Annotated in this window: 10 protein-coding genes and 1 pseudogene; 8 read left to right on the top strand and 3 right to left on the bottom strand. The window is 74.6% G+C overall.

The window, feature by feature from the left end:
• Window positions 1-552: 552 nt before the first annotated feature.
• Window positions 553-1464, bottom strand: a complete 912-nt coding sequence (locus ACGF1Z_RS10590) for a LysR family transcriptional regulator (RefSeq protein WP_393002095.1) — start codon at window positions 1462-1464, stop codon at window positions 553-555.
• Between the two features lie 100 nt (window positions 1465-1564).
• Here ACGF1Z_RS10590 and ACGF1Z_RS10585 point away from each other — a divergent pair, with 100 nt between their 5' ends.
• The 4 genes from ACGF1Z_RS10585 to ACGF1Z_RS10570 all read left to right on the top strand — a co-directional run bounded on the left by ACGF1Z_RS10585 (window position 1565) and on the right by ACGF1Z_RS10570 (window position 4564).
• Window positions 1565-2482 carry an EamA family transporter gene (locus ACGF1Z_RS10585; RefSeq protein ID WP_393002093.1) on the top strand — a complete coding sequence of 306 codons (918 nt, stop codon included), beginning with the start codon at window positions 1565-1567 and terminating at the stop codon, window positions 2480-2482.
• Window positions 2479-3186 carry a hypothetical protein gene (locus tag ACGF1Z_RS10580; RefSeq protein WP_393002091.1) on the top strand — a complete coding sequence of 236 codons (708 nt, stop codon included), beginning with the start codon at window positions 2479-2481 and terminating at the stop codon, window positions 3184-3186. The genes ACGF1Z_RS10585 and ACGF1Z_RS10580 overlap by 4 nt, the downstream gene beginning before the upstream one ends.
• A gap of 27 nt (window positions 3187-3213) precedes the next feature.
• Window positions 3214-3786: an AAA family ATPase gene (locus tag ACGF1Z_RS10575; protein WP_393002089.1), complete on the top strand. Its 573-nt coding sequence runs from the start codon at window positions 3214-3216 to the stop codon at window positions 3784-3786.
• A 292-nt stretch (window positions 3787-4078) separates the two neighbouring features.
• Window positions 4079-4564, top strand: a complete 486-nt coding sequence (locus ACGF1Z_RS10570; RefSeq protein WP_393002087.1) for an SAM-dependent methyltransferase — start codon at window positions 4079-4081, stop codon at window positions 4562-4564.
• Window positions 4565-4579: 15 nt separating this feature from the next.
• On the opposite strand, the gene ACGF1Z_RS10565 is transcribed toward ACGF1Z_RS10570, so the two are convergent.
• Window positions 4580-5623 carry a LacI family DNA-binding transcriptional regulator gene (locus ACGF1Z_RS10565; RefSeq protein WP_393002085.1) on the bottom strand — a complete coding sequence of 348 codons (1044 nt, stop codon included), beginning with the start codon at window positions 5621-5623 and terminating at the stop codon, window positions 4580-4582.
• Window positions 5624-5775: 152 nt separating this feature from the next.
• Here ACGF1Z_RS10565 and ACGF1Z_RS10560 point away from each other — a divergent pair, with 152 nt between their 5' ends.
• From ACGF1Z_RS10560 to ACGF1Z_RS10550, 3 genes are read left to right on the top strand one after another with little or no spacing between them, the layout of a single operon-like run.
• Complete coding sequence (locus tag ACGF1Z_RS10560) at window positions 5776-6927, top strand: Gfo/Idh/MocA family protein (RefSeq protein WP_393002083.1); 1152 nt, start codon at window positions 5776-5778, stop codon at window positions 6925-6927.
• Window positions 6924-8087: a dihydrodipicolinate synthase family protein gene (locus ACGF1Z_RS10555; RefSeq protein WP_393002081.1), complete on the top strand. Its 1164-nt coding sequence runs from the start codon at window positions 6924-6926 to the stop codon at window positions 8085-8087. The genes ACGF1Z_RS10560 and ACGF1Z_RS10555 overlap by 4 nt, the downstream gene beginning before the upstream one ends.
• A gap of 26 nt (window positions 8088-8113) precedes the next feature.
• Entirely contained in the window at window positions 8114-8887 is a 774-nt protein-coding gene (locus tag ACGF1Z_RS10550; RefSeq protein ID WP_393002465.1) for a sugar phosphate isomerase/epimerase family protein, read from the top strand.
• Window positions 8888-9134: 247 nt separating this feature from the next.
• Here the strand turns inward: ACGF1Z_RS10550 and ACGF1Z_RS10545 are convergent, their stop codons facing one another.
• Window positions 9135-9608 carry a DUF937 domain-containing protein gene (locus ACGF1Z_RS10545; RefSeq protein WP_393002079.1) on the bottom strand — a complete coding sequence of 158 codons (474 nt, stop codon included), beginning with the start codon at window positions 9606-9608 and terminating at the stop codon, window positions 9135-9137.
• Between the two features lie 337 nt (window positions 9609-9945).
• On the opposite strand from ACGF1Z_RS10545, the pseudogene ACGF1Z_RS10540 reads away from it, so the two are divergent.
• Window positions 9946-12150, top strand: a pseudogene (locus tag ACGF1Z_RS10540) (ATP-dependent RecD-like DNA helicase); the annotation flags it as partial.
• Window positions 12151-12244 lie beyond the last annotated feature (94 nt).

The raw sequence follows: 12244 nt of genomic DNA, 5'->3' as shown, positions 1-12244 counted from the left end.
GGTGCTCCTTCCGGCCGTGCGGGGTGGGAGGAAGAGCTGAAGGAAACTTCCAAGGAGTCACGGATAGCCGGAAAGTAACTGCCAGGTCAAGGATCCGCGCAAGAAACGCGGCCCGGCGCCGGGGCGTCACCCGGTCGCCGCGGCCTTTGTCGGCTTTCGGCGTGCCCGGCCGACGCGCACCCCGAGCACCCGCCCGCACGCCCGCTCACACGCCCGCCCCGGCCGCGGGCCGGGCACGGCCGCTGGTGCTGGTGCGCCCGCACCTGTCCCGAGCGCCGTCGCGTCGCCGAGCGCTGTCGCGCCGTCGGCCGCAGGCGTGCCGTCGAGCGCAGGTGCCGCTCATCCGGTCCGGCCGCGGGCGCGCCCCAGCCGCTCGCCTGCCCGCGCCCTCCAGCCGTCATTCCGCCCCGGCCCGCGTCCCGCCCCCGGCCGTCGTCGCCCCCCGGCCGTAGTCCCGTCCGGCCGGGGGCGACCCGTCCCGTCCCGGACCTCCCCGCCCCCGCCACCGGGCCCCCGCGCCCCGCCGCCGTGGTGCCCCGCCCCGGGGCCGGTTCACTCCGTCGACGCGACCTCGGGCCAGAGGTCCTGGAGGGTGCGGACCGTCTCGGTGATCGCCGGCCGGCGGGCCGCCCCGGTCCGCCACAGGGCGCGCAGCCGCCGCGTCGGGATCGGGTCGAGCCGCAGCGGCACCGCCTCCGGCGGCAGCGTCCCGCGCCCGAGCCGCGGTACGAGGGCGATCCCGAGTCCGGCCGCGACCAGCGCCACCTGTGTGTGGTTCTCCTCGGCCTGATGGGCGATCAGCGGCTCGTACCCGGTCTCCCGGAGCGTCCGCATCAGCCAGTCGTGGCACACCGTCCCCGGCGGCTGGGTGATCCACCGCTCCTGGCTGAGGTCCTCGCGCCGCACCGTGTCCCGCGCCGCCAGGGGATGCTCCCGGGGTACGAGGATGTCGCAGCGGTCGTCGCCGATCACCGCCTGCTCCACGCCCGGCGGTACGGGCAGCGGGGCGATGTCCCAGTCGTGCGCCACGGCCAGGTCGAGCACCCCCCGCGCCACCAGGTCCACGGACAGGTGCGGATCCACCTCCGACAGGCGCGCGTCCAGGCCCGGGTGACGGAGCGCCAGGTCGGCGAGCACCCGGGGCATCAGGCCGCGCGCCGCGCTCGCGAAACAGCCGATCCGCAGCCGGCCCGCCGGCAGCCCGCGGCGCTCCTCGAGGCGCACCTCGGCCTCCTCGACCAGGGACAGCAGACGCTCGGCGGTGTCGGCGAGCTGACGGGCCTCGTCGGTGAGGCGCACGCCGCGGCCGCTGCGTTCGAGCAGGGTCGTACGGGTCTCCCGTTCCAGCTTCGCGATCTGCTGGGAGACGGCCGAGGGGGTGTAGCCGAGGGCGGTGGCGGCGGCGCCGACCGTGCCGTGCACGGCGACGGCGTGCAGTGCCCGCAGACGTCCGAGATCCAGCACACGAGCCTCCCTGGCGCGCCATGGATGTAGCGATGCTTCATCCAACCATGAAGGGATCCGTGCTGGTGCTACATGTTCCGGCCGGGTGATCCTCATGCGTATGCGCCCCGCCCACATCGCTCTCGCCGCTCTGGTCGCCGCCCTCTGGGGGGTCAACTTCGTCGTCATCGAGATCGGCCTCGACCACTTCCCCCCGCTGCTCTTCTCCGCGCTCCGCTTCCTCGTCGCCGCCCTGCCGGCCGTCTTCCTCGTCGGCCGCCCCAAGGTCGCCTGGAAGTGGATCGCGGGAGTCGGACTGGCGCTCGGCGTGGCCAAGTTCGGCCTGCTCTTCACCGGCATGAGCCTCGGCGCCCCGGCCGGTCTGTCCTCCCTGGTCCTCCAGGTCCAGGCCGTGTTCACCGCGCTCTTCGCCTTCCTCGCGCTCGGCGAGCGCCCCGACCGGATCAAGCTGCTCGGCATGGGCGTCGCCCTGGCCGGCATCGGCCTGGCCGCCCTCGACGAGGGGGCGTCCGGCTCCCTCACCGGCTTCGCCCTGGTGATCGCCGCCGCGGTCTGCTGGGGCGTCTCCAACGTCCTCACCCGCAAGGCCGCCCCGCCGGACCCGCTCAACTTCATGGTCTGGGTCAGCACCGTGCCCGTCCTGCCGCTGCTCGCCCTCTCCCTGCTGATCGAGGGCCCGCGGCGGGACCTCGACGCGCTGCGCGCGCTCGACTGGACCGGCGTCGGCGTCATCGCCTACGTCGCCTGGGTCACCACCGTCTTCGGCTTCGGCGTCTGGGGCTGGCTGCTGCGCCGCCACCCGGCCTCCTCGGTGGCCCCCTTCTCGCTCCTGGTCCCCGTCTTCGGCATGTCCTCCGCCGCGCTCTTCCTCGGCGAGCCGGTCAGCCCGCTGCGCTGGGGCGCCGCGGCCCTCCTGGTCACGGGAGTGGCCCTGACCTCCCTGCGGCGCGCGGCCGTCGAGAAGCCGGGGGCTAAGGTGCTGGTGCCGACGACCCACGGGGGAGCCACCACATCATGACCGGTCATCAGCCGCCGCCTCATCACCAGCCGTATCCGCCACAGCAGCCCCATCCGTATCCGCAGGCCCACCCCTACGGCGCTCCCGCGCCCCAGGGATGCGAGGTGTGCGGCGCGCAGCCCGCGGCGGCGGCGACCGTGCGTGCCCACCAGGGCATGGTCGTCATCATGCGCACGATCACCCGCCGCGGCGTCCTCTGCCGGACCTGCGGGCTCGCCGTCTACCGGAAGATGACCTCCGAGACCCTGGTGACCGGCTGGTGGGGCCTCCTCTCCTTCTTCGTCACGCCGTTCGTCGTGCTCGGCAACCTCGGGGCACGCTCCGCCTTCCGCCGGCTGCCCGAGCCGTACGGCGCCCGGCGGCCGCCCCTGGACCCGGGGCGGCGGGTGCTGCGGCGCGCGCCCGCGATGCTGGTCCTCACCCCGCTGGCCCTCGCCCTCGCGGCGATCCCGGTGCTCTTCGTGATCGGACTGCTCGCGGACGGCGACGGTGACGGCGAGACGGCCGGGCTCTCCGTCGGCGACTGCGTCCACAACACGGCGGAGTGGCCCGAGCAGACGCTGCTGAAGGTGGACTGCGGCTCGCCGCTCGCCGAGTACCGCGTCGCCGACGAGCCACACTGCGGACCGTCCGACTACCTGCTGCGCGCCGAATATCTGATCGACCCGCCGGGGCGGCCCGGCTACTGTGTCACGGCCCTATGACCGTACGGTGCTGAGAGGCCGCCGCTCATGACCTTCGAGAACGTCACCGTCGACAGCCCCGAACCGGCCCCCGGGACCGTCCTCCTCGTCGGTATCCCCGGCAGCGGCAAGAGCACCGTCGCGGCGGCCCTCGCGGCCCGCTTCGCCCGTTCCGCGCACATCGAGGTCGACAGGCTCCAGGAACTCGTCGTCGAGGGCTGCCGCTGGCCCACCCCCGACGGCGACCCGGAGGCCGACCGGCAGATCCTGCTCCGCGCCCGCAACGCCTGCCTCCTGGCGGACAGCTTCGTCACGGCCGGCTTCGTGCCGGTCGTCGACGACGTCGTGGTGCGCCGCTCCCACCTCGACTTCTACCGCTCCCAGGTGAAGGCGGGACCGCTCCACGTGGTCGTCCTGGCTCCGGGTCCCGAGAAGGCCTGGGAGCGCAACAACGCCCGCCACAAGCGCCTCACGACCAACTGGGCCTTCCTCGACGAGGCCATGCGCGCCGAACTGGCGGGCGAGGGCGTCTGGATCGACAACGCGGAACAGACCGTCGAGGAGACGGTGGCGGCGGTGCTGGCGGCCGTCGGGCTGGACAGCGCCGTACGACCCGCCTGAGCGGGGCCGTACGGATCTTCCGTACAGATCTTCCGTACGAATCGTCTGGGCGGATCGTCCGCACGAATCGTCTGGACGGATCGCTTGGCCGGATCGTCCGTACGGCGTGCGTACGAGCCGCCCGCCCGCCTGCCGCACGGATCCCGCACCTCCACCACCCGCCCCCTTCCACGCGGCATTCCTGCGAAACCCACCCGCGCACCCGCCGTACGAGCCCGCCCCGCCGGCCGCCACGGACGCCCGCCGACCGCTCCAGCCCCCCCGTCGACCCGCCTCAGGAGGAGACCGCCCCATGACCGAGCAGCCCGTGGTCGCCCAGCCCGTCGTCGCCCTGCCGGTCGGCCGGGTCGTCGGTGGTCGCGGCGACGTCCGTGACGACGCGTGGGGCGACGTGACGGCCGTCGTCCGGCTCGACGCCGCCCGGTTCGGCCCGGAGGCGCTGGCCGGCCTCGACGCGTTCTCCCACCTGGAGGTGGTCTACCACTTCGACCGGGTGCCGGAGGAGAGGATCGAGACCGGGGCCCGCCACCCGCGCGGCAACACCGACTGGCCGCTCGTCGGCATCTTCGCCCAGCGTGGCAAGAACCGCCCCAACCGCCTCGGTGTCTCCCGCTGCCGCCTCCTCCGCGTCGACGGCCTCGACGTCCACGTCCAGGGGCTCGACGCGGTCGACGGCACCCCCGTGCTCGACATCAAGCCGTACATGACGGAGTTCGGCCCGCAGGGCCCGGTCGACCAGCCGGAGTGGTCGACGGAGATCATGAGCCGCTACTACTGACCCCTTCGCCGCCCGTCACCCGCGCGGCCGCCCGGTCGATCCCCGGACGACGACCTCCGCCGGGACGGTCGCCAGGCCGCCCGGCGGCGTGTCCTCCGTGCCGAGGGCGAGGCGCCCGGCGCGGGCCCCCGCCTCCTGCAGCGGCAGCCGTACGGTGGTCAGCGCGGGAACGGCGTCGACCGAGAACGGCAGGTCGTCGAAGCCGGCCACGGAGACGTCGCCGGGGATGCTCAGACCCCGGTCGCGCAGGGCCGCGCAGACACCGAGCGCGACCGTGTCGTTCGCGGCGACGACGGCCGTCAGGTCCGGGTCGAGGCGCAGGAGTTCGACCGTGGCGTCGTAGCCGGACGCGCGGTCGTACGAGCCGTGGACCGTGGGCCCCTCGCCGGTCCCGGCCGCGCGCAGCGCCTCGCGGTGGCCCTCCAGGCGGTGCCGGGTCGTGGTGCGGTCGGCCGGCCCCGCCGCGTAACCGATCCGCCGGTGGCCGAGCGTCAGGAGGTGCTCGGTGAGCCGGCGCGCGCCGGCCCGGTTGTCGAAGGCGAGGGTCGAGGCGGCCAGGCCCGGGAGCGGGGGCCGCCCGCACAGCACGACGCGGGTGCCGGCGTCCGTGAGCCTCGTCAGCTTGGCCGTCATCGCCGCGAGGTGCGCGGCGTCCTCCAGCGCGCCGCCGGTGAGGATCACCGCGGCGGCCCGCTGGCGCTGGAGCAGGGTCAGATAGGTCAGCTCGCGTTCGGGGGAGCCTCCGGTGTTGCAGACGACGGCCAGCTTCTCGCCGCCCGCGCGGCCCGCCCCGGCCTCGCCGATGGCGCCCTGCGCGGCCCCGGCCATGATCCCGAAGAAGGGGTCGGCGATGTCGTTGACGAGCACGCCGACCAGGTCGGAGGTGGCGGCGGCGAGGGAGCTCGCGGGGCCGTTGGGGACGTAGTCCAGCTCGTCGACCGCGCGCATGACCCGCTCGCGGGTGGCGGCGGCGACCGGGTAGTTGCCGTTGAGGACGCGGGAGACGGTCGCGGGGGAGACCCGTGCGCGGTCGGCCACGTCCGCCAGGGTGACGGTCATCGCGTGCGTACCTCCAGGGCCTTGTCGGCGGTGATGTCGGCAGGCTAGCGTCCCCCACGGTAGAAAGCGCTTTCTGTCCTGCTGTCCGTCCCGTGGGGACGGCTGGGAACAGCGGCCGCGCACAACGGCCCGCCGGGGAGAGGAACACCTTCGTGACACGCAGAACCGTCCGCATCGCCATGAACGGCGTCACCGGACGCATGGGCTACCGCCAGCACCTCGTCCGCTCGATCCTCGCCCTGCGCGAGCAGGGCGGACTCGACCTCGGCGACGGCGAGATCCTGTGGCCCGAGCCCGTCCTCGTCGGCCGCCGCGAGCCCGCCCTGCGCGCCCTCGCCGAGCGCCACGGGCTGACCGAGTGGTCCACCGACCTCGACGCCGTCCTCGCCGACGGCACCGTCGACGTCTACTTCGACGCCCAGGTCACCTCCGCCCGCGTCGGCGCGATCACCCGGGCGATCGCCGCGGGCAAGCACGTCTACACCGAGAAGCCCACCGCCACCGACCTCGACGGAGCCCTGCAACTCGCCCGGCTCGCCCGTGCCGCGGGCATCCGCCACGGCGTCGTCCAGGACAAGCTCTTCCTGCCCGGCATGCGCAAGCTGAAGCGGCTCGTCGACGGCGGCTTCTTCGGCGAGATCCTGTCCGTGCGCGGCGAGTTCGGCTACTGGGTCTTCGAGGGCGACTGGCAGGCGGCCCAGCGCCCCAGCTGGAACTACCGCGCCGAGGACGGCGGCGGCATCGTCGTCGACATGTTCCCGCACTGGGAGTACGTGCTCCACGAGCTCTTCGGCCGGGTCACCACCGTCACCGCCCACGTCGCCACCCACGTCCCGCGCCGCTGGGACGAGCGGGGCAAGCCCTACGAGGCGACCGCCGACGACGCCGCGTACGGCATCTTCCAGCTGGAGGGCGGCGCCGTCGCCCAGATCAACTCCTCCTGGGCGGTGCGCGTGAACCGCGACGAACTGGTGGAGTTCCAGGTCGACGGCACCCACGGCTCCGCCGTCGCCGGGCTGCGCGACTGCCGCGTACAGCACCGCTCCGCCACCCCCAAGCCGGTCTGGAACCCCGACGTCCCGGCGACCGAGTCCTTCCGCGCACAGTGGCAGGAGGTCCCCGACAACACCGAGTTCGACAACGGCTTCAAAGCCCAGTGGGAGCTCTTCCTGCGCCACGTCGCCCTCGGCGAGCCCTACCGCTGGGACCTGCTCGCGGGCGCGCGCGGCGTCCAGCTCGCCGAACTGGGCCTGCGCTCCGCCGCCGAGGGCCGCCGCCTGGAGGTCCCGGAGGTGACCCTGTGATCCGGCTGCCCGGTCCGGGCGGGGAGCTGCGGGCGTACGCACCGCGTGCCGAACCCCTCGCGATCAAGGCCGGCGGCCCGCCGGCCTCCCGTACGGTCCTCTCCGCCGCGCACGTCGTCGCCGACCCGTACGCCGACACCACCCCCGACGCGCCCGCCGCCGTCGACTGGGACGCCACCCTCGCCTTCCGCCGCCATCTGTGGTCCCACGGACTCGGCGTCGCCGAGGCGATGGACACCGCTCAGCGCGGCATGGGCCTGGACTGGTCCGGCGCGGCCGAGCTGATCCGCCGCAGCGCGGCGGAGGCGCGTGCCGTGGGCGGCCGGATCGCCTGCGGCGTCGGCACCGACCAGCTCTCCGGCCCGGCCGGCCTGCCCGCCGTCCGGGCGGCCTACGAGGAACAGCTCGCGGTCGTCGAGGAGGCGGGCGCCCAGGCGGTCGTCATGGCCTCCCGCGCGCTCGCGGCCGCGGCCCGGGGCCCCGAGGACTACGCGGAGGTCTACGGCCACGTCCTCCGCCAGGCCGCGGAACCGGTCGTCCTGCACTGGCTCGGCCCGGTGTTCGACCCGGCCCTGGAGGGCTACTGGGGCTCGGCCGACCTCGACGCGGCGACCACGATGCTCCTGGAGGTGATCGCGGCCCACCCCGGCAAGGTCGACGGCGTCAAGGTCTCGCTCCTGGACGCCGGGCGCGAGGTCGACCTGCGCCGCCGGCTCCCCGACGGCGTCCGCTGCTACACGGGCGACGACTTCCACTACCCCGAGCTGATCGAGGGCGAGGCCCCGTCGGACGGCGGGCGGTTCAGCCACGCGCTGCTCGGCATCTTCGACCCGCTCGGCCCGCTGGCCGCCGAGGCCGTCCGGGCCCTCGACAGGGGAGACGGGGAGGCCTTCCGCGCGCTCCTCGACCCGACCGTCGAGCTCTCCCGCCACCTCTTCCGGGCCCCGACCCGCTTCTACAAGACCGGTTTGGTGTTCCTCGCCTGGCTGGCCGGCCACCAGGAGCACTTCGTGATGGTCGGCGGCCTCCAGTCCGCCCGCTCGCTCCCGCACCTCGCCCGCGCCTACGAACTCGCCGACGGCCTCGGACTCCTCCCCGACCCGGCGCTGGCCGAGTCCCGGATGCGGTCCCTGCTCGACGTGTACGGGGTGCCCCGGTGAACCGCGACCGCCTCAGCGTCAACCAGATGACCGTCAGGCAGCTCCCGCTCCCGGACCTCGTCGCCCACTGCGTCCGTCTGGGCATCCCCGGGGTCGGCCTGTGGCGCGGACCCGTCCAGGAGTACGGGGTCGACGCCGCGGCCGCGCTCGTGCGCGAGGCCGGACTGGCCGTCACCACCCTGTGCCGCGGCGGCTTCTTCACGACCGACGGGTGGGAGGAGGAGAACCGTGCCGCGATCGACGAGTGCGTGACCCTCGGCACCGACACCCTGGTGCTCGTCTCCGGCGGCCTGCCGCCCGCCGGCCGCGACCTGCCCGCGGCCCGGGCCCGCATCGCCGACGCGATCGGCACGCTCGCGCCGTACGCCGGGGAGCGGGGGGTCCGGCTCGCCATCGAGCCCCTCCACCCCATGTACGCCTCCGACCGCTGCGCGATCTCCACCCTCGACCAGGCCCTGGCCATCGCCGAGCGCTTCCCGGCCGAGCAGGTCGGCGTGGTCGTCGACACCTACCACGTCTGGTGGGACGAGCGCGCCCCGGCCGCCGTCGCCCGCGCGGGCGCGGCCGGCCGAGTCCACTCCTTCCAGCTCGCCGACTGGACCACGCCCCTGCCGGCCGGAGTCCTCGACGGGCGCGGGCAGTTGGGCACCGGGGTGATCGACCTGGCGGCCTGGGCCGCCCTCGTCGAGAAGGCGGGCTACCGCGGCCCGGTGGAGGTGGAGCTGTTCAACGACGCCCTGTGGCGGAGGGACGGGGCGGAGGTCCTGGAGGAGACCCTGGAGGCGTTCCTGGCGGTGTGAGCGTGCGGGGGCGCGGGGCGCGGGGGAGAGGTCCCGAGGCGCGCGGGGCTCGGGGCGGGCAGGAGCGGCACCGAGGCGCGCGAGGCGCGGGGCGTGGGGGAGAGGTCCCGAGGCGTGCCGGGGGCGTGCGGGGCGGGGAGGCGTGCGGGGGCGCAGGTGAGCGCCCGCCGCCCGCCGCCCGGAGCCCCGTGCCGGGCGCCCCGCCTCCGCGCTCCGCCGCCCCAGGACGTTTCCGCCGCCGGGAGCTCTACCGCCGCGCCCCGCTGCCCAGGATGGCCCCCAGGCCGCCGCCCCTCCTCGCCGTCGCGCGCCGGGTCAGCACGGCCAGGACGACCGGGACGAGGAGGTCGACCGCGCGCTGCACGGTCGGGGCCGGGAGCCCGGTCTTCTTCGCGACCGCGTCGGCCGCGGGGCGGGCCAGCTTGCCCAGGACGCCGGCCATCAGACCGCCGCCCACCAGGCCGCCGAGCGCGGCGACGCCCTGGAGCGGCGGCTCGGCCGCGGACACCTCGGCGACGGCGGCCCGGACCTCGTCGGCGCTGACCGGCTCGGCGGCGGCGGAGCGCAGCTCGCCGGAGAGCTCGGCCACCGAACTGCGCACGAGCTGCCGTGCCTCGGGGGCGTCCGTGCCGAACAGCCCGGAGATCTCCCGGAGCCGGTCGTCGCCGAGCTCCTGCAGGACGTCGTCCTCGAACGAGGACTCACGCGCGGTTTCACTCATACCGGGAACGCTAAGGTCCGCCCCTTTCGTCGGCATGCCGGGAGGGCGGAGCGGGGGAACCGCCCCCCTCGGGCCCTCCTTCCTCCCGGGCGGGAGGCCCTCCCGGGCCCCCCGGGCTCCGGCCCGGGAGGGGCCCGCCGCGGCCCTCGTCCCGGCCGGGCTGACCGGGCTGACCGGGCGGACCGGCCTCGGCCTCCGGGGCGTTCCCGATCGATCCGGGCGAGGCCCGCCACGACGTCCCGTGGAGCACCGGTGGCACCCGCCGGCCCGGACGCCGTCGCCGTGGGCGTCCACCGGCGGCCGCCCGGCTGTCCGAGGGGTTCGCTACCGTCTGACCATGTCCAATCCCGCAGTGGTCGAAGGGGTCCTGGAGCGGATCACCTACGCCAACGAGGAGAACGGGTACACCGTCGCCCGGGTCGACACCGGCCGCGGCTCCGGTGACCTGCTGACCGTCGTCGGGTCGCTGCTCGGCGCCCAGCCGGGGGAGTCCCTGCGGATGGAGGGCCGCTGGGGCTCACACCCGCAGTACGGGCGCCAGTTCACGGTGGAGAACTACACGACCGTCCTGCCCGCCACCATCCAGGGCATCCGCCGCTATCTCGGCTCGGGCCTGATCAAGGGCATCGGGCCCGTCTTCGCCGACCGCATCACCACGCACTTCGGCCTGGACACCCTCCAGATCCTGGAGGAGTCGCCCCAGCGCCTCATCGAGGTCCCGGGCCTGGGCCCCAAGCGCACCGGGAAGATCGCGGCGGCCTGGGAGGAACAGAAGGCCATCAAGGAGGTGATGGTCTTCCTGCAGGGCGTCGGCGTCTCCACCTCGATCGCCGTGCGCATCTACAAGAAGTACGGCGACGCCTCGATCTCCGTGGTGAAGAACCAGCCCTACCGGCTCGCCGCCGACGTCTGGGGGATCGGCTTCCTCACGGCCGACCGCCTCGCGCAGGCCGTCGGCATCCCGCACGACAGCCCCGACCGGGTCCGGGCCGGGCTGCAGTACGCGCTGTCGCAGTCCGCCGACCAGGGGCACTGCTTCCTCCCCGAGGAGCGCCTCATCTCCGATGCCGTGAAGCTCCTCCAGGTCGACACCGGGCTGGTCATCGAGTGTCTCGGCGACCTCGCCGAGGACCCCGAGGGGGTCGTACGGGAGAGGGTGCCCGGCCCGGAGGGCCTGCCCGTCACGGCGGTGTACCTGATCCCGTTCCACCGGGCCGAGCTGTCCCTCGCCGGACAGGTGCGGCGGCTGCTGTCCGCCGGGGAGGACCGGCTGCCGGCCTTCCGGGACGTCGCCTGGGACCGCGCCCTGGCCTGGCTCGCCGAGCGTACGGGGGCCTCGCTCGCGCCCGAGCAGGAGGCGGCCGTGCGCCTCGCCCTGACCCGTAAGGTCGCCGTGCTGACCGGCGGCCCGGGCTGCGGCAAGTCGTTCACGGTCCGCTCCATCGTGGAGCTGGCCCGGGCCAAGCGGGCCAAGGTGGTGCTCGCCGCGCCCACCGGGCGGGCCGCCAAGCGGCTGGCCGAGCTGACCGGGGCCGAGGCCTCGACCGTGCACCGGCTCCTGGAGCTCAAGCCCGGCGGCGACGCCGCCTACGACCGGGACCGGCCGCTCGACGCCGACCTCGTGGTCGTCGACGAGGCCTCGATGCTGGACCTGCTGCTCGCGAACAAGCTGGTCAAGGCCGTGGCGCCGGGTGCGCACCTGCTCCTGGTGGGAGACGTCGACCAGCTGCCGTCGGTCGGGGCCGGCGAGGTCCTGGGCGATCTGCTCGCGCCGGGCAGCCCGGTGCCCGCGGTCCGGCTCACCCGGATCTTCCGGCAGGCCCAGCAGTCCGGGGTGGTCACCAACGCGCACCGGATCAACGAGGGCCTTCCGCCCGTGACGGACGGCCTGCCGGACTTCTTCCTCTTCGCCGAGGAGGAGACCGAGGACGCCGCCCGGGTGGCCGTCGAGGTCGCGGCCCGTCGCATTCCCGCCAAGTTCGGCCTCGACCCGCGCCGGGACGTCCAGGTGCTCGCCCCCATGCACCGCGGCCCCGCCGGGGCCGGCTCGCTCAACGGGCTGCTCCAGCAGGCGATCACCCCGGCCCGCCCCGACCTGCCCGAGAAGCGCTTCGGCGGCCGGGTCTTCCGGGTGGGCGACAAGGTCACCCAGATCCGCAACAACTACGAGAAGGGCGCCAACGGCGTCTTCAACGGCACCGTCGGCGTCGTGACCTCCCTCGACCCGGTCGAGCAGCGGCTCGTCGTGCGGACCGACGAGGACGAGGAGGTGCCCTACGGATTCGACGAGCTGGACGAGCTGGCCCATGCCTACGCTGTGACCATCCACCGGTCCCAGGGCAGCGAGTACCCGGCCGTGGTGATCCCGGTCACCACCAGCGCCTGGATGATGCTTCAGCGGAACCTGCTCTACACGGCCGTCACCCGGGCCCGGAAGCTCGTCGTCCTGGTCGGCTCGCGCAGGGCGATAGCCCAGGCGGTGCGTACGGTTTCGGCCGGTCGCCGCTTTACCGCACTGGCCCATCGGCTCACAGAGGGCACTCTCGTGGGAAAGATCACGGAGGACTTCCGGAACCGGGGCGAAGGGGGCAGGATAAGCAGGTTGGCGGCACTGAGTGCCGCCGATTGGCCCAATG

The sequence above is a fragment of the Streptomyces sp. NPDC048018 genome (genome assembly GCF_043202995.1).
Classification (GTDB): Bacteria; Actinomycetota; Actinomycetes; order Streptomycetales; family Streptomycetaceae; genus Streptomyces.
Note: the sequence above shows the minus strand (reverse complement) of the source record. Positions and strands in the feature narration are given on the sequence as shown.